Raw genomic sequence first — 23957 nt, 5'->3', positions numbered from 1 at the left:
TGAAACTTCGTGGTACATGAAAGCCAAGGATCTCGTGATTGCTACCGCACCGGTCAAGCCGCAGGAGAAGCCAAACAACAATGACAAGAAATAGCTCATTGCCCCACTCCTCGCGCGCGCCGCCCGCTGCGGCGGTTACTTGTCACTAACGAAAGGAGTTGATCCCTGATGATGACTTCCACATTTACCGTAGTTGGTCGTGAAGTGTTCATCGACGACTATAACGAAGAAATCGGCAACGACTACCGCCTTGACCCAGACGAGATCCTGCAAGACATGGTGGAACTCATGGAAGACAGCCCCGAATCCTACCAACACCTGCATATCGACAGCGAACAGACCAACGACGGCATGAATAAGTTGTTCTCGTTCACTTCATACGAAGGTGAAGATGGCTTGCGGCTCTCGTATCTGGGCGTCAGCGATGAATGAAAGGACTGATGACATGGCACAAGCACTAAGTATTGACGGCTTTTTGGAAGACTATCCCGCGCTAGTTGACCCTGACTTCCATGATCCTAGCCCGGACGCTTTGATCGACATGGTGCTGATGGCTGCTGAACAGGCAACTGCTGGCGAACCGTTTTCTATTTGGGTAGACGGCGAGTGTACCCGCGATCATGAATCCAAAGAGTTCAGCTTCAATATCGACACCGAAGACCGACAACCATCTATCAAATACATTGGCGTCAAGTAACGCCCAAAGGAGAATTTTTATGAATGATCAAGTAACCCTCGTCAACTTGGACGACTTTCAACTTCACTACGAACACATCGCTGATTTTGACAACGGTGCATCACCCACCGGTGACGTCATCATCAACTTAATCGACGCAGCTAATCACGCGGTTCAAGCTGGCATGAATGCTTGTGATTTAATTTTAGCCAGCGAGCAGTGTGCGAAACCCGACGCCTATCTCCAAGGCGCGCGCTTTAGTTTCAACGTTTCAAGTAGCCCACTTGGACTTGTAATTGGCTACGACGGCGTAAATATTGACGAATGAAATTTACGTATCGCGGTACACGGGTCTATCTGCGTCAACGCAACCTGCTCTACAACACGGCGATGACCGTTGCGGTTTGCTTGTGGGTAACTGGAGCCGCCATTGCCTATTGGCCGCTGCTAAAACAAATCAACTGGAAATTCTTTAATTGGCCGGACGTGGTGGCCTTGCCTTGGTCATGGCTGCCGCTGATTATTAACAGTTTATGCACAGCACTACTCTTTGGTGCTGGACTGTGGGCATACCGAACTTGGTTTGCGGATTCTTACAAGCAGATGGAACACCGCCAGAAGCTCGCCCGCATGATCATGGAGAACAAGTGGTACCAAACTGACCAGTCCAACAGTGAGAGTTTCTTCAAGGACTTAGGCTCAACACACACCAAAGAGAAAATCTCGCACTTTCCCAAAATCTACTACCGGCTCAAAGACGGGCTGATCCACGTTTCTGTTGAAATCGTCATGTCTTCCTATCAAGATCAGCTCCTGCACTTGGAAAAGAAGTTAGAGGCTGGTCTTTACTGTGAACTGGTCGACAAGATCTTGCACGATTCTTATGTCGAGTACACCTTGCTTTACGACACCATTGGCAAGCGTATTACCATCGCTGACGTGACCTGTGAACATGGCTCCATGCAGCTCATGGAAACTGTGGCTTGGCACTACGACGCACTGCCCCACATGTTAATCGCTGGTGGGACTGGTGGTGGGAAAACCTACTTCATTTTGACGCTGATTGAAGCCCTGCTGAAAGACGGTGCCCAGCTCACCATTCTTGACCCGAAAAATGCAGACTTAGCCGATCTAGCTGACGTGATGCCTGGAGTCTTCGCCAAGAAGGAAGCCATGCTCGGTGCACTTGAAACCTTCTATCAGGACATGATGGCGCGCAACGACAAAATGAAACAAATGGACGGGTACAAGACCGGCGAGAACTACGCCTATCTTGGACTACCCGCCCATTTCCTAATTTTTGATGAATACGTGGCCTTTATGGATATGCTTGGCCGCGATGCCATGCAAGTCATGTCCAAACTCAAGCAGATTGTCATGCTTGGTCGCCAAGCTGGATTCTTTCTCGTGTTGGCCTGCCAACGCCCCGACGCCAAATATCTCGGCGACGGGATAAGAGATCAGTTTATGTTTCGCGTGGCGCTTGGGCGCATGAGTGAGCTAGGCTATTCCATGATGTTCGGCGAAACCAATAAAGATTTTTTCCAAAAACCAATCAAGGGACGCGGCTATGTGGACACTGGCGGCAGCGTAATCTCCGAATTTTACACACCGCTAGTACCTCGCGGCTATGATTTCCTCACCGAAATTGGTGCCGCAGCCAATACCGTACCCGCAACCCCAACAGAACAGGAGGTGCCAAATGAGCACTGATGTCAAAATCGAAAACCGATCGCAATTCCTCAACGACTTTCACGAGAACGTGCCCTTCCAGTCTGACGAAGACGCGGAAGACCAGCTGCAATGGATGGCAATGCACGCCCATGAGTACCCGGATTCACGGATCTGGATGGGCGCTCCCGGCGGACTGACCGCCGATCGTTTTCCGAAACGCTTTTGGTTCAACGTCACTACTGGCGACGACGGTGGCTTGATCATGACTTACACCAACGTCGCAGATGAAGGTGATGAAGAATGATTACACCACAATATAGAAACAAGATGCAATTTACAGAAGATTACGCCAATACAATCAAAGCTGGGACAATGAGTGACGCGGAAGACGCCTTGATGGAGCTTTGCGATTACATCGAGCCATGGGAAGCAGGTGATCACTGGCTGGAGCTTACCGCTGACCGCACCGTATCAGGCAAACCCGTGTACTTCTGGTTCACGGCTGATATTTCTGCCGACGGCATGGTTCTCACTTACCATGACTGGGCGCACCATTGCTAACGCTTCCAATAATCGGGCTATATACAAATTCCTTGTGTTTGAACGAGGCTACTCCCCCTTCAAGCAAATTAACAATTTGTAAGACAACTTCTGCTTCGGTCGGATAGCCAGTATTTTCAACCCATCCATGTTTGTTATCCGATTTTAACGATATCACTTGCTCTGGCTTGGAATTTGTCACAATCGTTGAATTGTGGGTAACGATTAGAACCTGGCGATGATCTTTTTGTCTACGCAATGATTCAACCAAATGTCGGTATATATACGTACTATCGAGATTATCCTCCGGTTGATCCAGAAGAAGTGGCGTTACATCACCACTAACCGCACCAAACATGAAAATAAAGTCTAATAACGCTACTACTTTTTGACCCAATGAAATTTCGGAAATAGACTTGAATACCGTAGTTTGGCTATCATTTTCAGAGCTATTGATGTCAAACTCCAGGTCAAATTGATCAACACTTCTGTAATATTGATTCAGCAAATCATAAATATGAAATCTTGTTGGCCTGACAATCTTGTCCTTAATTTTTCCGAGTACCTCTTTAATATTTTCGGTCGTAATTTCCTTGATTGAGTTATCAATCTCTCGTGTGCCGACGGGAGTCGTAAGGCTCAACAATAACGGGCCAAGTTTTTCAACATCCTCATTTCTGACTAACAGGTAAAGACCTATTATCCCAAACTCATCTGAACCTTTGTCAAATAAATCCATCAATCCATCAGCGTCAATGTTGTAATTTTGAAACCAGCGTTTAGAGGTCTTAAACAGATCTGGATCGAATTGTCTTGACCAATCAAAATATTGCGAGCTGAGCGGCTTTTGTGTGTATGTTACGCGAACCCGATTAGATTCAGAATTGATGCGCGCAATTTTCTCAACTATGGCTGCTTTATGGTTTTTCAACGTCGTTTTTACTCGACCTGCCTGCTCTCGTAATTGCTTATCGTTTTCAATAGTGGCCGTTCGAATCTTGCTAACCTTCATAGATGTCGAATTTAGTTGGCTTTCAATGAATGACGTAATGTGTCGATCTGATGCCTTCTTTACTAGTTCGTTCACAGAGTATGACGAACGAAAAACACGATTGAAGAACTTCTTTTTTTCACTCACCTCAAATATAGCATCATCGTGTAGGGAAAATATCTGAATTTTTCCTTGGGTCGCTTTAGTGATCTTTTCTTCATCAAATTGATCTTCCATTCGATCTGAATATTGAAGCTGATGCTCCTCACCAAATAGATAGCCGCGGATAAATGCATCTTCACGAACTCCCTCTATGGCCGGGTTAAAGACAACGTAATAAACCTTTCCATCAACTGATAATGTTAACGAAATTCTACCTTGTTTGCAGATATTCTTTAGTTGTGCAAGATCACGCACATGCTGAGACAAAACAAAACTGACACAATCCAACAGTGTGCTCTTTCCCGTTCCTCTCCCGCCAATAATACAATTCAACGCCGTTGAAAATGAAACCGAAAATGGACTTCCTCCTTTTCCAAGAAAGCCATCTCCGTCTATCGAGACACTTTTTATAAATACACTAGGCAACTCTGGGCGATCAAATTTTAGCGATATATCTGAATCTTCAATTGCATTTCGCAGCATATTAAAATCCGGTTCTTGTCCTTTAACCCAGAAAGTATTAGTAGCCAACTCATCAAGACTATGTGAATCTTCGTCCAGGAACACAGCGGGTTCCTCTACCTTGTGATTGTGCAGGCGCTGCAAGGTGGCCTGCTTAGTTAGAACATTAGAAATACCGACTACCTGCATGTTTTTAACAGAAAAGAGGCGTTCTTTATATGCACCACTTCCGTAGTCAGACTTGAATACGTCGGAAGTATTGATGTGTGCCACATACGAGATAAATCCCCTTTCTCGAAACCATTCAATCACTTCCCAAGAGGTCAAATATGTTCCAGACTTAACACTTAAAATATTATCGGCGATAAATTTTGCCACTCTTCGTTTACTCTTAGTAGAATTATCTGCAATACCAACGACGTGCAATGAATCTCCACACGAAATTTCAACACCAAAAATCAATTGCGGAACTGACCTATTTGGAAAACATTTTTTAGAATGCTAATAGCATCTTTAAGCCGATAATAGCCATCTATCGTGTTGTGATCTGTGATGACAGCCACTTTGACTGATTCCAGATACAGTTTCATCGCTATCAATAGGTAGGCCTCAAGTTCCTTGACTGTCTCGAACAGTGGATTGTTGTCTACCATCTTCTTTAAATAGTCAGGAGTAATCCGCGGAAAGTTGAATAATCCAAAATCAGTAGCAATCTTATCTATCTCCTGTTGATCGAAACTTGTAAACAATCTCCGCGCCTGATCTTGTCGCAAATATTTAGAATTGTCGACAAATCGATAATCATGCGACGCCGGCGAATGAAAATGAATCAAAGTCTTCTGATATTCGCCATATATTTGCTTAATTCCCTCGATTTTTTTCAATATCTGGTTTAGATCAGAACTCGGGATTCTACGAAACAACTTTTTCTCACGAAATGGCACAGCAATTCCCCCAAAGTAGATACATTCTTTGCCTTAATGATACTTCATTTTTGAGAGGCAAGAATAGCCCAACCTGCCTAACAAAGTTTCAAATAGGCCTCCTTTGTGGCTCACTGCCGCCACGCGCGGCGTGCAGCGCGAAAGCCGCAAGCGTGAGTGGCAGCGGTCGGCGCCAGCCGACCGCTTACCCCCAGTACTCTAACAGGGGGGTATTAAATACAACGTCTGTGCCTGAACAGAAGGTAGAAAGCCTGATACGACAGGCTTAAATTGAATAGTTACAAAAAGATGGATTGCACCCCGCATCCATCTTTTTTTTGTCCAAAAATCTAAGGAGGCTAAAATATGGTTTCTTGGTATGAACAAGTTAAGCTACAGCGCAAACAATTACGACTGACGCAAGCTCAAGTCGCTCGACGCTTAGGTGTCACAAGGATGCATTACGTCCAAGTGGAAAACGGTAAGACTAACCCTAGCGCGTCGCTGCAAATGGAAATCGACCGGCTGCTCAAGAACTGGAACGACGAACCAGAACTGACGCTAATGTTTGACTACATGCGTGTGCGGTTCCCGACCCATGACGCCAAAGCCGTGATCACTAAGATTCTCGGCCTGACCCCAAAACACCTGATATTTGAAGAACACGGCTTCTACGGCTATTCGGCCATGTATATCTTCTCTAACATTCAGGTCATGGTCGCGCCGGTTGGCTCCAATCTCGGCACGTTGGTTGAAATGAAAGGCCAAGGCTGCAGGGAGTTTGAAGGTATTCTGCTTAGTCACGGTGAGAACTGGTACGACTACTTCCTTCGGGTCGATGAAGCTGGTGGCATTTTCAAGCGGGTCGATATTGCAATTAACGACATGGTTGGCCTGTTAAGCATTCCAGAACTGGTCGATAAGTGCCTGAACAATGAGTGCATTTCCGTCATGCGGTCGTTCCAAGGGCTGCAATCAGGAAAGCTCGTGGATCTCGACGAGGTTGGCCGAGGCAATACGCTATACGTCGGCACGATGAAAAGTGACGTGTACTTTTGCATCTACGAAAAGGCGGCTGAACAAGCGGCTAAACGTGGTATCTCGATTGCCGACACCCCGATCATCAACCGGTTTGAAATTCGTTTGAAAAACGAGCGGGCGATTAAGGCGATTGAGAACATGCTGATTACCCGTGACGTCGAAAAAGTCGCGTTCGGCATCGTCACCCGCTATATGCGGTTCGTTGATGAGGTAGCGGACAAAAGCCGTTTGAAGTGGCCGCTCAACGAACGCTGGGCATACTTCATCGGCCAAGGCCGCCAGCCAATTCGATTGACCACGGCACCCCAGCCCTTTGACCTGAACAAAACCAAGGCGTGGCTCCAAAAACAAGTGATGCCTACGCTCAAGGTCATCAAGGAAATTGACAACTACTTCGGCACCACCGACTTGCAGCTCATGATTAAAGACGCCGAACTGACCGACAAACATCTCAAGCTGATTGAGCAGCAAACCGTTGGTAGCGATGAACTAGGAGGTGACATGTTTGATCAATGACGTGCTGGCTTCCCACCAACTGCGCGGCAAGCGATTCAATGACTGCGTGCTGAACGTCTACGTCTACGAATCAGCACTGGTCGGCGTTGTCGAGCACAGGCAGTACCGGCGTATCTGCGACATGAACAGTTTGGGCTTCACGGCACAAGACTACATCGCTTGGCGGCACCAGCAACAAGAACACCCGGCAGCTCTGATAGGCCGCGATGGGCGCGCCTTGAACTACGGCGAGCTGCGCCGGCTGCTTTATCAAACCGCCGAAGAATCAGGCTGGCCGGTTTTCACGTCGCCGGTGGAAGACCTGTTTTTCGATTAACCCACTTGGTCGCGATTGACCGTGGCAAAACAATCGCAATTCAAAAAGGAGTGATGGTCACAAATTCAACTAAAGGAGTATCAACGCAATCGAACTAGACGTTATCTATAATCGCGAGTGTCTGGAAGGCATGGCGGACTTACCGACAGCCTCTATCGACATGGTCCTGTGCGACTTGCCGTATGGGACCACAGCAAACGCTTGGGACAAGGTAATCCCGTTTGAATACCTCTGGGGTCAATACGAGCGGCTCATTAAACCGCAAGGCGCGATTGTGCTCACCGCAACTGAACGCTTCTCTGCGGACTTAGTGCAATCAAACCCGGCCTTGTATCGCTACAAGTGGGTCTGGATCAAGAATACCGTCACGAACTTCGTCAACGCCAAGAACCGTCCGCTATCCCGCTTCGAGGAAATTCTCGTCTTCTCAAAATCAGGCACGGCCAACTTTGGTAACTCCCCTGACACCAAAGGCATGAACTACTTCCCCCAAGGACTGCTCCCCTATAACAAAACCGTCAACTCACGCAAGTATGAGAAGACCAACCAGCTGCACCCGTGGAACGCGCCTGATAGCTATACGCAAGAGTGGACAAACTACCCATCTGACGTGCTCAACTACAAGTCTGATCGCACCGGCTGGCACCCGACACAAAAGCCCGTCGATCTTTTTGCCTATCTCATCAAGACTTACACCCAGCCCGGCGAGATTGTGCTGGATAACTGTATAGGGTCTGGTACTACCGCAATTGCGGCAATGGATACTGATCGCCACTTCATCGGCTATGAAATTAGCGAAGAATACTGGCGGCGTGCTAACGACCGAATCAAGCAACATCATGCTACGCAAACTGAACTATTCTGATTTATCACTCACAATCCGGTCGCCGCTGACCGCGCCAAAACAGCGGCATATTTGAAAGGAGCCCTGGTCACAAAACTAAAAATCAAAGGATGATTATTATGAATTTCGGACAAAACTTGTTTAACTGGTTCACCTCCAACGCACAGAGCTTGGTACTGATGGCAATCGCCATTATCGGGGTTTACCTTGGTTTCAAGCGCGAGTTCTCCAAGTTGATCGGCTTTTTGGTCATTGCGATCATCGCCGTGGGGTTGGTATTCAATACCGCTGGGGTTAAAGACGTGTTGCTGAATCTGTTCAATCGCGTCATGGGGGCTTAGCCTATGGACGACATCAAAGTATTTATTGCCAATCTTGGCAAGTATAACGAAGGCGAGATTATCGGCGCCTGGTTCACGCCACCAATCAACAACGAAGAACTCGCTGAAAAGCTAGGACTGAACGACCAGTACGAAGAATACATGGTTCAGGACTACGAAGGCCCCGTTGTCTTTAGTGAGTATTCAGCGATTGGTGAGATCAACGAGGCTGCCGCAGCCGTTGAAGCATTGAAAGGTACCGAGATTTATCCGGCCATCAAAGCGCTGATCGGCGAGTGGTACGACAACGTAATCGAACTCGCTGCACACAAGGATGACATCGCCTGTTATCACGTTGCGAACATGACGGAGTTGGCCGAAGAACTGGCTGACGAAGGCTGGTTCGGCGACATTCCGCCACAAGTCGAAAACTATATCGACTATGCCAAGGTCGGACGTGACCTCGAAATTGAAGGAGGTTTCGTTGAAACACCTTACGGCATCTACCAATTATTAGACTAACTCTCTGGGCTGGCGCTGCAAAAGGCGTCAGTCCTTTTATCTCACCACGAAAGGAGAGCACATGAAGAAAGTCAGATCCTACACCAGCATCTGGTCGGTGGAAAAAGTGCTGTACGCCATCAACGACCTGCAACTGCCATTTCCAATTACGTTTACGCAAATGACGTGGTTCATTGTCAGTCTGTTTACGGTCATGCTGCTGGGCGACTTACCGCCTCTGTCATTCATTGACGGCGCATTTCTCAAGTACGTTGGCATTCCTGCAGGGTTAACGTGGTTCATGAGCCAAAAGACCTTCGACAACAAGAAGCCAATGGGATTCTTGCGGTCGGTGATTAACTACGCCATCACTCCGAAGCTCACCTATGCTGGTAAGCCCGTGAAGTCGCAAAAGGCCAAACAAACCGCCGCTGTGACCTACGTTTGGAGGTACAACAATGAAATTTCCAATTAAGTATATCGAAGACAATCTCGTCTGGAACACTGACGGGGAGTGTTTCGCCTATTTTGAACTAGTCCCTTACAATTACAGTTTTCTGTCACCCGAACAGAAGCAACAAGTCCATGAGAACTTCCGTCAACTGATTTCCCAGAACCGTGACGGTAAGCTCCATTTATTGCAGCTCGCCACCGAAGCCAGTGTTCGGGACACTCTCGACCGCTCGAAGAAGTTGGTCAAGGGGTCGCTGAAAGACATCGCCTTCCAGCACATCGACGGCCAAGCGGAAGCATTGACCGAAAACGTCGGTGACAACCAAGTGGACTACCGCTTCTTCATCGGTTTTAAGCTGTTGCTGAACGACGCTGAGGTTACCGCCAAGTCCATCTTCAAGGATATGTCCTTGGGTATTCGGGACTTCTTCGCCGAGTTCAACACAACGTTTGCTGGTGACTTCTTCACCATGAACAATGCGGAGGTGGAACGTTACGCCAAGTCCGCTAAGTTCCTTGCCGAAAAAATTGGTCGCCGGTTCAAAGTTCGTCCGCTCGATAAGAACGACTTCGGCTACTTGTTGGAGCACTTATACGGCATGACGGGGCAAGATTACGACGACTATGAATACCACTTGCCCCGCAAGAATTCCAAGCGCGACACAATTCTCAAGCGATATGACCTGATCAATCCAACACGCTCACTGATTGAGCAGCACCAACGCTCGATCAAGATCACCCACGGACTGGATAGTAGTTACGTGACGTACCTGACGCTTTCCGACATTGTTGGTGAATTGGAGTTTCCCGGCAGTGAAATTTTTTATTTCCAACAAAGCCAGTTCGACTTTCCAATCGACACTAGCTTGAACGTTGAGATCGTGACAAACAAGAAGGCATTGACTAAGGTGCGTAACAAAAAGAAGGAGTTGAAAGACCTCGACGAACATGCTTATCAGTCCGGCAACGAGACCACACGCGGCGTCAGCGATGCCTTGGATTCAGTCGATGAGCTTGAAAGCAACCTTGATCAAACGAAGGACGCGATGTACAAGATCAGCTACGTCATTCGCGTGGCCGGGCGATCCGAAGACGAAATGAAGCGCCGCGCCGATCAGCTACTCGACTTCTACGACAGCCTCAACATCAAACTCGTGCGACCATTCGGCGATATGCTGGGGCTGCACAGTGAGTTTATCCCAGCTTCCAAGCGTTACATCAACGACTATATCCAGTACGTGACCAGCGATTTCATCGCCTCACTAGGCTTTGGTGCAACACAATCACTCGGTGAAAAGGAAGGCATCTACATCGGGTACAACGTGGACACCGGACGCAACGTCTACTTGCAACCCGATATTGCGGCGCAAGGAATCAAAGGGACTGTTACCAATGCCTTATCCGCTGCGTTTCTCGGTAGCTTGGGTGGTGGTAAGTCCTTCTCCAACAATCTGCTCGTCTACTACGCCGTGCTTTACGGGGCACAGGCATTGATTCTTGATCCAAAGTCGGAACGTACCGGCTGGGCGGAGAACTTAGACTTTATGGAAAACGAGATCAATATCGTCAACTTGACCAGTGAGGAACAAAACCGTGGGCTGCTTGATCCTTATATCATCTTGTCTAACTTGAAGGATTCGGAATCGCTGGCCGTTGATACCCTGACCTTCCTCACGGGGATTTCAAGCCGTGATGCTGATCGCTTCCCGACGCTGCGCAAAGCGATTCGTGCGGTAACGCAAGCGCCCGAACCGGGACTGTTGAAAGTCATTGATGAACTCCGCCGCGAAGACACGCCTATTGCGCGCAACATTGCCGATCATATCGAATCCTTTACGGACTATGATTTTGCGGCATTGTTGTTCTCTGACGGAACGGCGCGGCGGACAATCGCGCTTGACCGCAAAATCAACATCGTGCAAATCGCAGACTTGGTACTACCGGACGCCGACAAGACGCAGGAAGAATATATCACTGCGGAAATGCTGTCGGTGGCAATGCTCATGATAATCAGCACGTTCGCCATCGACTTCATTCACCAAGACCGCGCCCAGTTCAAGATTGTGGACTTGGACGAAGCCTGGGCGTTCTTGAACGTGGCACAGGGTAAGGCGTTGTCCATGAAGCTGATTCGTGAAGGTCGTTCGATGAATGCCGGGGTCTACCTCGTCACTCAAAATGCGGACGACTTGCTCGATGAAAAGATGAAGAACAACATCGCCCAGAAATTCGCGTTCCGCAGTACCGACATCACAGAAATCAAAAACACCCTCAACTTCTTTGGCCTCGATGCCGACGACGAAGGTAATCAAAACCGGCTTCGGTCACTAGATAATGGGGAGTGTTTCTTCCAAGACATCTGGGGGCACGTCGGCGTGCTGCACTTCGACTACATCTTTGAGCACTTACACCACGCCTTTGACACTCGGCCACCGAAGCCCGTGGAGGTGATCGCTGATGACGAAAGCTAAACGTCGACGGCTACTGCTGTTCCTCGGTGTTGTCGCGGCATTCATGTTGGTGTTGGTGCTTGCCGGCGGTCAGCCGGTACACGCTGCCGGGCTAGTTGATGATCAGTCTGGCGGCTCTAACGAGTATTCCAAGTATCCATTGTCGCACTACCAGCTCGACTACTTCGTCGATACGTCTTGGGACTGGCTGCCTTGGAATTGGGGCGATGGTATCGGTAAGTCTGTGAGCTACGGCCTGTATGCTATCACCAACTTCTTGTGGACACTCTCGGTCTACCTCTCAAACGCTGCGGGCTACCTGATTCAGCAAGCCTACTCGCTGGACTTTATCAAAGACACATCTGACGCGATTGGGAAGAACATGCAGCTGTTGGCTGGCGTGTCCAAAAATGGCTTCGCCACTGACGGCTTTTATCCCGGGATGCTCCTGATGATTACGCTAGTGGTCGGTATCTACGTCGCGTATACCGGTATCATCAAGCGCGAAACCTCGAAAGCTATCTCGGCAATCGTGAACTTTGTGGTGATCTTCATTACGTCAGCCAGCTTTATCGCCTATGCCCCAGACTACGTGAGCAAGATCAACGAGTTCAGCTCTGACATCAGTACCAGTGCGCTTAACACTGGCTCCAAGATGATTATGGGGACTGATACCGCCACCGATAAATCAGGCGTCGATGCGATCCGTGACACGTTGTTTGAGATTCAGGTGAAGCAACCGTGGACGCTTCTACAATTCGGCGATAGCGACGCTGATAACGTTGGCAAGGATCGTGTGAACACGTTGATGAAGGCCGACCCGTTTGGCGACAAGGGTAAAACCCGCACTGACGTGGTGAAAGCTGAAATTGAAGACAATGACAACGAGAACCTCTCGCCGACCATGACCATCAATCGGCTGGGCACCACGACCTTTGTTGTCCTGTTCAACATTGCGATCACCTTGTTCGTCTTCTTCCTAACGGCAATGATGCTGTTCAGCCAGATACTCTTTATCATATACGCGACGTTCCTACCAGTGTCGTTCTTGCTTGCCATGCTGCCGTCCTTTAACGGCTTGATGAAGCAAAACATCATGAAACTTTTCAACACGATCATGACGCGAGTTGGCGTGACACTGGTGATTACGATGGCATTCTCGCTATCGGCAATGGTCTATGGTCTATCGGCAACCTCGCCGTTCTTCCTCGTGGCCTTCCTGCAAGTCACTATCTTCGCCGGTATCTGGATGAAGCTGGGCGACCTGATGGGCATGATGCAGCTCCACAGCTCTGACGCCCAGCAAGGAGCTCAACGTTTTTCGCGCCGTGGGAACCGAATGCTTCGGCAGCTCGTCGGTAGTGCAATGGGCGGCGCGATGGCAGGCCGTTTCCTGTCGCGAGGCTATGGTAAAGGTCGCGGAATGCCGCAAACATCGCAGTTCCCGACAGGAACGCAACGCGAGCAGACTGCGGACGCTGCCAAACCACAACAACCCAAGAAGCCACGTAGCCAACGTCTGGGTGAGAAACTCGCCGATGTATCTGATGTCGGCAACAAGCTCAAGGACAAGACCAAACGTGGCCTTGATCAGGTGAAGGACGCACCGACCAACGTTTTATATGGTCTGCATCGTGGTAAGCAACTGACTAAGGAGGCCACCGAAACTGCGAAGGACAGCTTCAAGGGGCGGCGTGAGGCCAATCAGCAAGAACGTGACAAGCAGCTCGAGCAACGGCGTAAGCAAATGCAAGAACGCAAACTCGCAATCAAGCCTAAGTCAGATCCTGAAAAGCCAAAACCACCGGCTACCAAGCCACCGGCTGAGTCAACCCGTAAGCCAACAACCGTCACGCCTACCCAGCCGAAGCCCAAACAAGCTGATGCCAGCGGTCAGCCTAAGCGTGCGGCAACGAAGCCAACTTCAACTCGTCCCCCGCGTCCAGTCACGAAACCGCAAGCAGAACCCACCATCACACCGCACCAAGAACCAGCCCCTCCAACAGAGAAACAGAAGAAGCCACTGACCCTCGTTTCCGAAAAACCAGCTAAGCCACGCAACCCAAAGCCACAGCGGATCAAAAAGGCTAAGGGGTTTAAGAAACGATGAAGCTCTGGCGCTGGTTAGCTCTTGCCGCACTCCCAATACTGTTGATTGGCGGTCTGTTCTTTGCAGTCATTGCCTCTGACGATGACGAAGACCAGCCTGCCTCTGCGATCACAGCCGATGCAATGAACTTATCCGCTGAAGTCTACAAGCACAAGCTGACGGTTGAAAAGTATTGCAAGGAGTTCGGCATTTCAGACCAGGTGATGGTGATACTTGCCATCATGCAGGTTGAATCCGGTGGCAAGGGTGGCGATGTGATGCAAGCTAGTGAATCACTAGGACTGCCGGTCAATACGCTAGATACCGAAGCGTCCATCAAGCAAGGCGTGAAGTATTTCGCGTCACTACTCAAAAACATGAAGACTGCCGGTGTAGATCTCAATACCGCGATTCAAAGCTACAACTTCGGCGGCGGCTTTATTAAGTACGTTGCTAAGCACGGCAAAAAGTACACGCTGGCGTTGGCAACGTCTTTTGCCAAAGAGAAGTCTGGTGGCAAGAAAGTCCCCTACACCAACGCGGTTGCTAAGGATAGTTGGCGCTATGCCTATGGGAACATGTACTACGTGTCGGTCATCTCGCAATACCTGGTCACTGGTGGTGCGAAATTCGACGACAAAACGGTGCAAGCTATCATGGACGAAGCACTCAAGTATCAAGGCACACGCTATGTCTTCGGTGGCTCAACGCCATCAACTGGCTTCGACTGTTCCGGGCTGACTAGTTGGTGCTACGGCAAAGCTGGGATCAAACTTCCCCGCACCGCACAAGCACAATACGACGCTACGGCACATCTGAACATCAAAGACGCCAAGCCCGGCGACTTAGTGTTCTTCCACTCAACCTATGACACTGCCGACTATGTGACCCACGTTGGGATCTATGTCGGCGGCATGAAAATGTACAATGCCGGTGACCCACTTGGCTACGCTGACTTGAATTCCAGCTACTGGCAAGCCCACCTGATCGGCGCTGGGCGTGTGAAGAAGTAGGTAAAGACGATGGATCAAAATGGTATCGGCTACTTTGACTGGATGGATCTCATCACCAACACCTATGACGACGCGCTGCAAAAGGCGCACGTTGATCTCAAATTCGGTGACAACCGCGCACTACGCAATAAAGAATTAGACTTTGCGTCAGGCGAGTGGGAACGTATCAAGTTCTTCAAACAACGCCTGCCCAATACTGATGACTTGTGCCACGTTCTTGACCGCTTCGTTGATCGAATGCCGGAAATGGAATACGGGCACCGGCGCGAGTATCGCCTCGCTGTCGCGCATGAAGTGGCCGTTGATCGATGGCTCAAGGGCAAAGTGTTCGCCCCAGAAGACCGCAAATATATCCTCGACCGCGAACGTTACTTGGCCGAAGAATATTTCAACAACGACCGTGAACTTGGTCAGTATATCGAAACCGACTACGAGGGATACAAACGAATCTCGCTGCAACGTTTATTCATACGGTTTCTCGATATTTACGATGACTTTTACCGCTGTTACGAAATTAGAAAGGACAAGGTGAACAAACCTTGAGTAAAGACAAAAATCAAAAGAAAGGCTGGTTCAAGAAGCAACCAGCCGCCTCAAAGCCACCCAAAGTTAAGCACCTCGGCTTGCGCCGTCCGGTTACACTACTTTGCTGGGCGGTGTTGATCAGCAGCACCAGCTTCGGCGTCTACAAGAATATGACCGCCATCGACACCCACACAGTGCATGAAGTCCAAGTAATCAAGACCAAGGTGATCGACACGCACGCCTTGGCGACCTTCACAACAGACTTCGCTAAACTCTACTACTCGTGGCAGCCTAACCACGAAGTCCTTGACCAGCGCCAGAAAGCCTTGCAGCCCTATCTGGTGGAACAACTGCAATCACTGAACACCGACACCGTGCGGAGTGACATTCCCACAACTGCCACAGTGTGTGAGGTCAAGGTCTGGGACGTGAGCAAGACAGCTAAAAACACATTCCGCGTGCTATTCACGGTGAAGCAAGACCTCACTAAGGGCAAAGACAAGAAATCTGTGACCAGCACTTACACCATTAACGTCATGCAAGATAGCAGCGGTGATATGGTGGTCACCAGGAATCCCACCATCGCGGCCGAACCGGCAACAGCTCGGATCAAACTGCCAGACACCCAATCCGATAATACGGTAGCCAGCAGCAACGCAGATGACGTAACCAAGTTTCTCAAGACGTTCTTCGCTTTGTACCCGCTAAGCGATCGCAACGAACTCAAATACTATGTCGAAGACGGTACGCCCCCGATTGAACGCAACCTTAAGTTCGTGGAACTGCTAGATCCAGTCTTCAAGCAGAATAAAAATGGGCTAACCGTTACCGTGTCTGTAAAGTATCTCGACACCGACAACAATATGAGCCAAGTATCGCAGTACACTCTGACCCTCTCCAAGCAAAGCAACAACTGGATAATAACCGACGGCATCTAAAAGCAAAATACCCGGCACGACCTCACGCTGAAACTGGCGTAGCAGGTCGTGCCGGGTATCGTCGTTGCTCTGGTCGTATAATCACACAATCAAGTCTTTTGAGCAAGTGCAGGAAATAAGTCACCACGATGACTGGGTATCTGTTATGCATATGTCTTAGTTCTTCTAGGGATGTATGCGACAAGATATTTGCATAAGGCAATCTGATTATTCAAAGAAGTGCGTAATAGTCCCACTCTCCAACAGAATAAAACAGCTAATTCCTACGTATACCGCAGCAGTAAACCATCGTCCAGCATGTCCTAGTATAGTGGCAGTTGAATAAATTGTCCAAGCTAATAACGCCGGTTAATCTCTGCGTTATTATCGTATAATAAATGCATATGAATTTTCCAGTTTCCCAAGATTTCCTTTACATTTCTAGTGGTACTAGTGGAGGTATAATTATGGTTTATCGTCAAAATGATGCGCAGCAATTTAGGTATTCGGTTAAGTGGTCCCCCCTTAGGTCGCAGGCCTAAGCACGTTGACGCCGCACAGAGACGCGAAGATCAAAGTGCGAAGAACCGACGCGGTGAAATCGGGCGAGAGTTTGCGTTCATCAAAGGTACGCTCGGCCTCGACCTAGAATTGAACCGCACAGCAGAGACCATTACGGTTCGGGTCGATGTGGCGGTGGTGATGGCTAATTTGAAACAGCTGCTTTTAACATTTACTAGACCAGTTTCATTGATGACTGTCTTAGATGGCGAGAAGTTCAGAATTGACTCCAAATCTACTCTGATCCAATGAAATATTGAGAGCTGATTTAACGGCCACTAATGCAATTGACCTAAACTAGAATCAAAGCTTTGTTGATTAATGCTATATCAATTTAAAATAAAGCTTGACGGTTACATAGACAATGGTCTATGTTATACACATAGACACGTGCCTATATATAATCTAACAGTCATAACTTATAAAGGGGCTTACAATGGACTATCAAAAATATGTTCAAATGCTTAAAGCAATGGCTGATTCATCTCGTTTGAAAATTATCGATCTACTTTCTTGTGGTTCTTTGTGTGCCTGCGATATTTTAGAGCATTTTGATTTTTCACAACCGACTTTATCTCATCATATGAAAGTATTGCAAAATGCTGGTATCGTTGCTGCACGTAAAGAAGGTAAATGGCAGCACTATACCCTACAAGCTGAGTTCATATCGGCCTTTAAACAAGACACGGCACAATTATTATCCAGCGATAATCAATGTGCCTGTCACGATGCAGATTGTGAAGCGTGCGCTTCCAGAGAGGTTGTTATTACTAATGAAAAAAATTGAATTATTTGAACCAGCAATGTGTTGTTCTACTGGAGTTTGTGGCCCATCGGTCAATCAGGATCTCTTAATGATCACATCGGCATTTGATGCTCTACAAGGCGTTAAAACGATTGAAGCCGATCGTTACAATCTCAGTAATAATCCTGACGTGTTTAGCGAACGGGCCGATATTTTAGCAGCAATCAAGGATGACCCCGATGCCGTCTTGCCAATTACGGTTGTTGATGGACAGATTGTTAAGACAGGCGATTATCCAACTATTGACGAGTTATCTGACTATACGGGACTGGTTTTTGTGCCGGCTAAGCAGTCAGGCGGTTGCTGTGGCGGCGCTAGTGGCTGTTGCTGATTTTACTTAAGCTAAGAGATGGCACGGCCATTTCTTTTTGGACAACATATAGATAATCATCTATATAATTAAGGAGGAAACAATGCAAGACTATCATCCACAAAAAGCACATTTAACGCATTACTTGTTTTTTACTGGTAAAGGCGGCGTGGGAAAAACGACAACGGCCAGCGCCACGGCAATCAATTTAGCCGATGCAGGTAAGCAAGTTATGTTGGTTTCCACCGATCCAGCCAGTAATTTACAAGACGTTTTCAATACGGAATTAACTAATAAACCACAGGCAATCAAAGGGGTACCCCGCCTATTTGCCGCTAATTTCGATCCGGTGACAGCTGCTGGTGAGTACCGGGAAAGTGTTGTTGGCCCTTACCGCGGGGTATTGCCTGATGCTGCAGTTAAAAACATGGAAGAACAACTATCCGGCTCTTGTACCGTCGAGATTGCTTCGTTTAATGAGTTTGCCAATTTCCTAACTGATCCGACGATCGACCAGCGTTTTGATTATATTATTTTTGATACAGCACCGACTGGTCATGCCTTACGAATGTTACAGCTACCAGCGGCGTGGAATAATTATTTAGCTGAAAATGATCGCGGTGCTTCTTGTCTTGGTCAATTAGCAGGCATGGGTGATAAAAAGGCCGTTTACGCCAAGGCCGTAGCAACACTGAGTAATAGCGAGTTAACCACCTTAATGTTAGTCACACGACCACAAAAAGCAGCGTTACTTGAGGCGGCCCGGGCGGCCCAGGAACTAGCTGCAATCGGGATACAAAATCAACAATTGATCATTAACGGGACGCTTAAAGCACCAGCGGATCAAGCCTCGCAAGCTATTTATACGCAACAACAAGCCGATCTACAACAGATGCCGGCGATTTTAAAGGAATTTACCCAATATGAGGTCCCATTACGGGCCTATAATGTGACTGGCCTAGATAAATTGCGCTTAGTTTTACAAGCGGAACAACCGGTATTGGCGACCTACCTGCCACTAAACAATAATTATCCCGCCTTAGATCGGATTGTTGCTGATTTGATCAAAACAAATAAAAAAATCATTTTTACAATGGGTAAAGGCGGTGTCGGTAAAACAACGGTTGCGGTCCAAATTACGCAAAAGCTGGTCGCCCAACATAAAACGGTACACTTAGCGACCACTGATCCCGCCGATCATCTTGATTTTTTTAAAACAGATGATCCAGCAGTTACAATCAGTCATATTGACGAACAACAGGTGTTGCAGGATTATCAAGCCGAAGTGTTAGCCGTGGCACGGCAGACTATGAAGTCGGCTGACGTCGATTACGTCGCCGAAGATCTACGGTCACCCTGCACGCAAGAAATTGCTGTTTTCCGCGCTTTTGCCAATATTGTAGCGCAAAATGACAGCGATGTGGTGGTGATCGATACTGCGCCAACTGGGCATACTTTGTTACTGCTGGATTCAACGCAAAGCTATGCTAAGGAAGTGCAACGTACGGCCGGTGATGTGCCACAGGCCATTATTGAGCTACTACCAAGATTACAAGATTCCGCTCAGACTGAGATCGTGATGGTGACTTTGCCAGAAACCACGCCGGTCTACGAATCAATGCGGCTTAATGAAGACTTGAAGCGCGCAAAGATCGCGCATACCTGGTGGCTGGTCAACCAAAGTATGTTAGCCACACAAACTACGCATCCGTGTTTACAGGCGCGCGCCCAAAATGAAGTTGAATGGATCGAAAAGGTCAAAGCCATTTCGGCCGATCATTTTGCGGTGGAACAATGGCAGCCTAATTTTGAACAAACTTTATTAACTATTTAAATAAAAATCAACTGATCAGGGTAGTGGTACCCTGATTTTGGTCGTTGGAGGGAATTATGCAAGTTTTTTTAGCCGTTTTTATATTTTTACTCACGTTACTATTTGTTATCTGGCAGCCTAAAGGGTTATCGATCGGCTGGACCGCAATTGGTGGCGCATTACTGGCACTATTATTTCGGGTCGTCACGCTTCAAGATGTGGGCACCGTTACGGGAATCGTTTGGAACGCCACTTTATCGTTTGTCGCGATTATTTTGATCTCATTGATTTTAGATGAAATCGGCTTTTTCGAATGGGCCGCTTTGCATATGGCGCGGTTGGCTAAAGGCAATGGCGTACGGATGTTCGTTTTAATTGCCGTTTTAGGTGCGATCGTGGCGGCACTTTTTGCCAATGATGGCGCCGCGTTGATCTTGACCCCGATTGTTTTAGCCATGGTCCGTGCGTTACATTTTGATGAAAAAAAGGTTTTTCCGTTTATTATAGCCAGTGGCTTTATTGCCGATGCCACCTCATTACCTTTAGTCGTCAGTAATCTAGTTAATATTGTCTCTGCCGACTTTTTCGGAATTACGTTTTCCGAATATGCACTGAGAATGTGGCTCCCGGATTTGTTCTCCCTAGTTGCTAGTATCAGTATTTTATACTTATATTTCCGCAAAGCGCTACCCAAACATTATGATGTCAGCCAAGTCGCTGAACCAAAATCGGCAATCAAGGATCAACGGTTATTTAAATTTTCTTGGGTCGTTTTGGCTGCGCTATTGATCGGCTACTTTAGCAGCAGTTTTCTAAATATTCCGGTCTCATTTATTGCCTTGACGATCGCCTTGATTTTCTTGTTGGTCGGGCAACAAAGCCCGCAAGTTGACACGCGGGCAGTCATTAAAGGCGCACCATGGAACATCGTCTTCTTTTCGCTGGGGATGTATGTGGTGGTTTATGGACTGCAAAATGTCGGTTTAACGGCGCTACTTGCCAATGTGATTGCTAAAATGGCCACTGGCGGCCGCTTCGTAGCAACTATGGGCATGGGGTACTTGGCAGCCTTCCTATCATCAGCGATGAATAATATGCCAACAGTCATGATCAATGCCTTGTCGATCAAAGGCGCCAATGTATCAGGACTAATGCATCAAGCCTTAGTTTATGCAAACATTATTGGTTCTGATCTAGGACCAAAGATCACACCGATCGGTTCACTAGCTACCTTAGTGTGGTTACATGTTTTGGGGCAAAAAGGCGTTAAAATTGCTTGGGGAACTTATTTTAAAATTGGTATCACGATCACAATTCCAGTTTTGTTTATTACGTTATGCGGATTATGGTTATCGTTAAGTATTTTCGGCTAAGGAATGATGGTTTATTATGATTCAAATTAGTTTTAAACAATTTAGCAGCCAGCTATTTTCGTGATTATACACAGGTAGAAGAAGAGTTTGAACGTTTTCATCGTTTAATCAGCGAGGTAAATTATGGTTAAAATTCAAATATTTGAAGAAGCAATGTGTTGTGCAACCGGTGTGTGTGGGCCTAGCGTAAATAAAATATTAGTTCAAACAACTGCGCTTCAACGACATGTTAATGCAAATGGTAAGAACCTAATTATCCGTAGAAATCTCACTCAAAATCCAGATGCTTTTGCTCGTAATCATCAGATACAGGCGTTGCTAGAAAAATATGGAATTGAGATTTTACCCATAACCATAGTTGATGGGATAATTACTAAACAAGGTGGATACCCAACCTTCCAGGAATTTTCAAATTATTTACATCAAGATTTAAGTCGTGCACGTGTCCATTAACAAGTGTGGAGGAAATAAATAAGTGGCAAATAAAGCGGAAAAGTTATTGATTATTGGTGGTAGTGATGCAGGGGTTTCAGCAGCCTTAAAAGCCAAAGAACTAAAGCCAGAACTCGAAGTTCAAGTTTTGTTGGCAGATGAATATCCCAATTTGTCAATTTGTGGTTTACCTTATGCAATCAGTGGTGAGGTACCTAATTGGCAATCATTGGCTCATCGCGGTTTGAAAGAATTGACCGCGACCGGTGTCGAGTTTCAAATGAACATGGTTGCAGAAAAAATTGACCCACAGCAACACGAAGTTGTGGCACATTCGCTTGCAGGTGAGTTAAAAGTATATCACTATGATCACTTGGTTGTGGCAACCGGAGCAAAGCCAAAGCTATCGAATATTAAGGGTGTTGATCTACCACGAATACAACAGTCACGCAAGATTCATGTTCTGCACACAATGGCGGATTACTTTGCAATCGAAAAGGTTCTAGCCACAGATGATATTCAAGAAGTGGCAATTGTTGGTTCGGGCTATATTGGAATTGAAATGGCAGAAGCCTTAAAAAACCGCCAGTTAGATGTAACCATTTTTCAACGCGGTACGGAAATACTTTCCACAGTAGACACTGATCTAGGTCAAATTATTCATCAAAAATTGTCTATGAATTCGGTTAATGTTGTCACTGGTTTAACCGTTTCAGAAATTAACGAAACTAATCGACATGTGGAAGTTATTGGCTTAAATGAACGTCATAAATCAGAAGCTTATAAGTTCGATTTAGTGTTAATTGTAGTTGGGGTACAACCTAATGCCGAATTACTTATTAAGGCTGGAGCAACGACGGGAATTGCAGGTGCAATCAAGGTTGATCAATATATGCATACCTCATTACCTGATATATGGGCGGCTGGTGATTTAGTAGAAACAAAACACCATTTGCTAGGTGAAACATATTTACCATTAGGTACAACTGCTCATAAACAAGGAAGAACTGCGGGCTTTAATATTGTAGGTATTCAACGTGCCTTTAAGGGTAGTATCGGAACACAGGTTTTAAAAGTATTCGATTTAGTGGTTGTGCGAACTGGGTTATTAGCCAGCGAGGCAGTACATGCAGGATTTGATCCTCTAACGGTAACCACTATTGTTGATGATCATAAGGCCTATTTCCCCGGCTCTCAAAAAATTAGAATCAGAATTACTGGTGATAAGAAAACTGGGCGGATCTTAGGCGTACAACTAATTGGTCATTATGGTAGTGAAGTGGCTAAACGAAGTGATATTTTTGCAATAGCAATTTTTAATGATATGACCGTGGCTGAAATCAGTGATCTGGATTTATCCTATTCACCACCAGTCGGATCGCCTTGGGATGCGGTCCAAATTGCGGCACAAAATTGGGAACAACAAAACACAAAATATCCATTACCCATAAATCGAAAATCCGTATAATTAGAACACGATATTTTAATATCTTTTTTTATAATAAATATTGATTAATTTAAAAAATTCTCTTTAAAGTACTATTTAATTCTAACAAAACCGTAACAAAATTATTAAAGTGTCCAATCAATATAGAGTAATTAGCGATGCCATTTCGTTGATTGCTCTATTTTTAAAAAGCAAACTACATTTTTCAATATATCAATCAAACAAAATCTAAAATCTTTTTTTACTACGGTTTCATTTTCAACACTTGTTCAGTATTTGCTTGGTAAAAGAGGAATTGTCATGTCTGATCAAAATGTCAAACAAGCATTTTCGCATTATGTCAAGCTGTCACTCGTCAATAAAACTCACTCGCTCTACTCGCAGGAACAACACTAAGTTACCCAAGTACTATTAAACGAATAAGCGAAGAAACAGTCGATTATCCGATTGAGGAAGGATCACCGATTTAAAGCTTGAAAGTTGATATTCAAGCAAAAGCTCCGGTGCACTGGGGCTTCCTTGCGTCTAAAAAGGCCTAAAACTTACTGTGGACATCCTTATGAACCGCCTAGCCTTCTCGGCCTGGCGGTTTTGTTTTACCCTTTTGATGCTAAATTTCGAAAAAAGTCAAATTCAGTTTCATTTCGGCTTTTGATTTCCGTCTGTATATGTGCCGAGCGCAACTTACTTAGATCAGGAGGTCAGCATTATGAATAGTGAACGCGATGAAGGCGGCGAAGCGAATTGCCCAACTCGGCGATCTTTTTTACCCCATTCGGTGCTAAAATTGACACCACTCGGCG

Annotated in this window: 25 protein-coding genes and 1 pseudogene; 24 read left to right on the top strand and 2 right to left on the bottom strand. The window is 46.8% G+C overall.

Annotated elements, in window-relative coordinates; translation table 11 throughout:
- Positions 1-168 precede the first annotated feature (168 nt).
- From EKM88_RS12775 to EKM88_RS12750, 6 genes are read left to right on the top strand one after another with little or no spacing between them, the layout of a single operon-like run.
- Positions 169-432, top strand: coding sequence for a hypothetical protein (locus EKM88_RS12775; RefSeq protein ID WP_125706707.1), 264 nt, complete (start codon positions 169-171; stop codon positions 430-432).
- 13 nt (positions 433-445) lie between these two features.
- Complete coding sequence (locus EKM88_RS12770; RefSeq protein ID WP_125706706.1) at positions 446-697, top strand: hypothetical protein; 252 nt, start codon at positions 446-448, stop codon at positions 695-697.
- A 19-nt stretch (positions 698-716) separates the two neighbouring features.
- On the top strand, positions 717-1004 hold the full coding sequence (locus EKM88_RS12765; RefSeq protein WP_125706705.1) for a hypothetical protein: 288 nt from the start codon (positions 717-719) through the stop codon (positions 1002-1004).
- Complete coding sequence (locus tag EKM88_RS12760) at positions 1001-2389, top strand: FtsK/SpoIIIE domain-containing protein (RefSeq protein ID WP_125706704.1); 1389 nt, start codon at positions 1001-1003, stop codon at positions 2387-2389. The genes EKM88_RS12765 and EKM88_RS12760 overlap by 4 nt, the downstream gene beginning before the upstream one ends.
- Positions 2379-2654 (top strand): hypothetical protein, encoded by a 276-nt coding sequence (locus EKM88_RS12755; protein ID WP_125706703.1) that lies wholly within the window; start codon positions 2379-2381, stop codon positions 2652-2654. Before EKM88_RS12760 ends, EKM88_RS12755 begins: the two co-directional genes overlap by 11 nt.
- On the top strand, positions 2651-2911 hold the full coding sequence (locus EKM88_RS12750) for a hypothetical protein (RefSeq protein WP_125706702.1): 261 nt from the start codon (positions 2651-2653) through the stop codon (positions 2909-2911). The genes EKM88_RS12755 and EKM88_RS12750 overlap by 4 nt, the downstream gene beginning before the upstream one ends.
- Here EKM88_RS12750 and EKM88_RS12745 read toward each other — a convergent pair.
- Positions 2880-4931: a Spaf_1101 family AAA-like ATPase gene (locus tag EKM88_RS12745; protein ID WP_404819982.1), complete on the bottom strand. Its 2052-nt coding sequence runs from the start codon at positions 4929-4931 to the stop codon at positions 2880-2882. The genes EKM88_RS12750 and EKM88_RS12745 overlap by 32 nt on opposite strands.
- 32 nt (positions 4932-4963) lie before the next feature.
- Positions 4964-5389 carry a hypothetical protein gene (locus tag EKM88_RS13545; protein ID WP_225418491.1) on the bottom strand — a complete coding sequence of 142 codons (426 nt, stop codon included), beginning with the start codon at positions 5387-5389 and terminating at the stop codon, positions 4964-4966.
- A gap of 405 nt (positions 5390-5794) precedes the next feature.
- Here EKM88_RS13545 and EKM88_RS12740 point away from each other — a divergent pair, with 405 nt between their 5' ends.
- The 18 genes and pseudogenes from EKM88_RS12740 to EKM88_RS12655 all read left to right on the top strand — a co-directional run bounded on the left by EKM88_RS12740 (position 5795) and on the right by EKM88_RS12655 (position 23175).
- On the top strand, positions 5795-6985 hold the full coding sequence (locus EKM88_RS12740; protein ID WP_125706701.1) for an XRE family transcriptional regulator: 1191 nt from the start codon (positions 5795-5797) through the stop codon (positions 6983-6985).
- Positions 6975-7301, top strand: coding sequence for a hypothetical protein (locus EKM88_RS12735; protein ID WP_125706700.1), 327 nt, complete (start codon positions 6975-6977; stop codon positions 7299-7301). The genes EKM88_RS12740 and EKM88_RS12735 overlap by 11 nt, the downstream gene beginning before the upstream one ends.
- Positions 7302-7431: 130 nt before the next feature.
- On the top strand, positions 7432-8166 hold the full coding sequence (locus tag EKM88_RS12730; RefSeq protein WP_125706699.1) for a DNA-methyltransferase: 735 nt from the start codon (positions 7432-7434) through the stop codon (positions 8164-8166).
- A gap of 98 nt (positions 8167-8264) precedes the next feature.
- On the top strand, positions 8265-8486 hold the full coding sequence (locus tag EKM88_RS12725) for a hypothetical protein (RefSeq protein WP_003606383.1): 222 nt from the start codon (positions 8265-8267) through the stop codon (positions 8484-8486).
- 3 nt (positions 8487-8489) lie between these two features.
- A complete protein-coding gene (locus EKM88_RS12720) occupies positions 8490-8987 on the top strand; it encodes an antirestriction protein ArdA (RefSeq protein ID WP_125706698.1) in 498 nt (165 codons plus the stop codon).
- Between the two features lie 61 nt (positions 8988-9048).
- Complete coding sequence (locus EKM88_RS12715; RefSeq protein ID WP_125706697.1) at positions 9049-9441, top strand: conjugal transfer protein; 393 nt, start codon at positions 9049-9051, stop codon at positions 9439-9441.
- Positions 9425-11890, top strand: coding sequence for a conjugal transfer ATPase TcpF (gene tcpF / locus EKM88_RS12710; RefSeq protein ID WP_125706696.1), 2466 nt, complete (start codon positions 9425-9427; stop codon positions 11888-11890). Before EKM88_RS12715 ends, tcpF begins: the two co-directional genes overlap by 17 nt.
- A complete protein-coding gene (locus tag EKM88_RS12705; protein WP_125706695.1) occupies positions 11877-13979 on the top strand; it encodes a CD3337/EF1877 family mobilome membrane protein in 2103 nt (700 codons plus the stop codon). Before tcpF ends, EKM88_RS12705 begins: the two co-directional genes overlap by 14 nt.
- Entirely contained in the window at positions 13976-14971 is a 996-nt protein-coding gene (locus tag EKM88_RS12700; RefSeq protein WP_125706694.1) for a bifunctional lytic transglycosylase/C40 family peptidase, read from the top strand. Before EKM88_RS12705 ends, EKM88_RS12700 begins: the two co-directional genes overlap by 4 nt.
- Before the next feature lie 42 nt (positions 14972-15013).
- A complete protein-coding gene (locus EKM88_RS12695; RefSeq protein ID WP_225418490.1) occupies positions 15014-15514 on the top strand; it encodes a hypothetical protein in 501 nt (166 codons plus the stop codon).
- Positions 15511-16434 carry a conjugal transfer protein gene (locus EKM88_RS12690; RefSeq protein WP_125706692.1) on the top strand — a complete coding sequence of 308 codons (924 nt, stop codon included), beginning with the start codon at positions 15511-15513 and terminating at the stop codon, positions 16432-16434. The genes EKM88_RS12695 and EKM88_RS12690 overlap by 4 nt, the downstream gene beginning before the upstream one ends.
- 474 nt (positions 16435-16908) lie before the next feature.
- Positions 16909-17226: pseudogene (locus tag EKM88_RS12685) on the top strand (transposase); the annotation flags it as partial.
- A gap of 184 nt (positions 17227-17410) precedes the next feature.
- Positions 17411-17761 carry an ArsR/SmtB family transcription factor gene (locus EKM88_RS12680; protein ID WP_125706690.1) on the top strand — a complete coding sequence of 117 codons (351 nt, stop codon included), beginning with the start codon at positions 17411-17413 and terminating at the stop codon, positions 17759-17761.
- Positions 17748-18110 carry an arsenite efflux transporter metallochaperone ArsD gene (gene arsD, locus EKM88_RS12675; RefSeq protein WP_125706689.1) on the top strand — a complete coding sequence of 121 codons (363 nt, stop codon included), beginning with the start codon at positions 17748-17750 and terminating at the stop codon, positions 18108-18110. Before EKM88_RS12680 ends, arsD (EKM88_RS12675) begins: the two co-directional genes overlap by 14 nt.
- An 82-nt stretch (positions 18111-18192) precedes the next feature.
- Positions 18193-19923, top strand: a complete 1731-nt coding sequence (gene arsA, locus EKM88_RS12670) for an arsenical pump-driving ATPase (RefSeq protein WP_107773130.1) — start codon at positions 18193-18195, stop codon at positions 19921-19923.
- Positions 19924-19979: 56 nt separating this feature from the next.
- Entirely contained in the window at positions 19980-21275 is a 1296-nt protein-coding gene (locus tag EKM88_RS12665) for an arsenic transporter (RefSeq protein WP_107773128.1), read from the top strand.
- A gap of 123 nt (positions 21276-21398) precedes the next feature.
- Positions 21399-21728, top strand: coding sequence for an arsenite efflux transporter metallochaperone ArsD (arsD, locus tag EKM88_RS12660; RefSeq protein ID WP_125706688.1), 330 nt, complete (start codon positions 21399-21401; stop codon positions 21726-21728).
- A 22-nt stretch (positions 21729-21750) separates the two neighbouring features.
- A complete protein-coding gene (locus tag EKM88_RS12655) occupies positions 21751-23175 on the top strand; it encodes an FAD-dependent oxidoreductase (RefSeq protein WP_125706687.1) in 1425 nt (474 codons plus the stop codon).
- Positions 23176-23957: the final 782 nt, after the last annotated feature.

This window comes from Lacticaseibacillus daqingensis (assembly GCF_003946115.1).
Lineage (GTDB): Bacteria > Bacillota > Bacilli > Lactobacillales > Lactobacillaceae > Lacticaseibacillus > Lacticaseibacillus daqingensis.
Note: the sequence above shows the minus strand (reverse complement) of the source record. Positions and strands in the feature narration are given on the sequence as shown.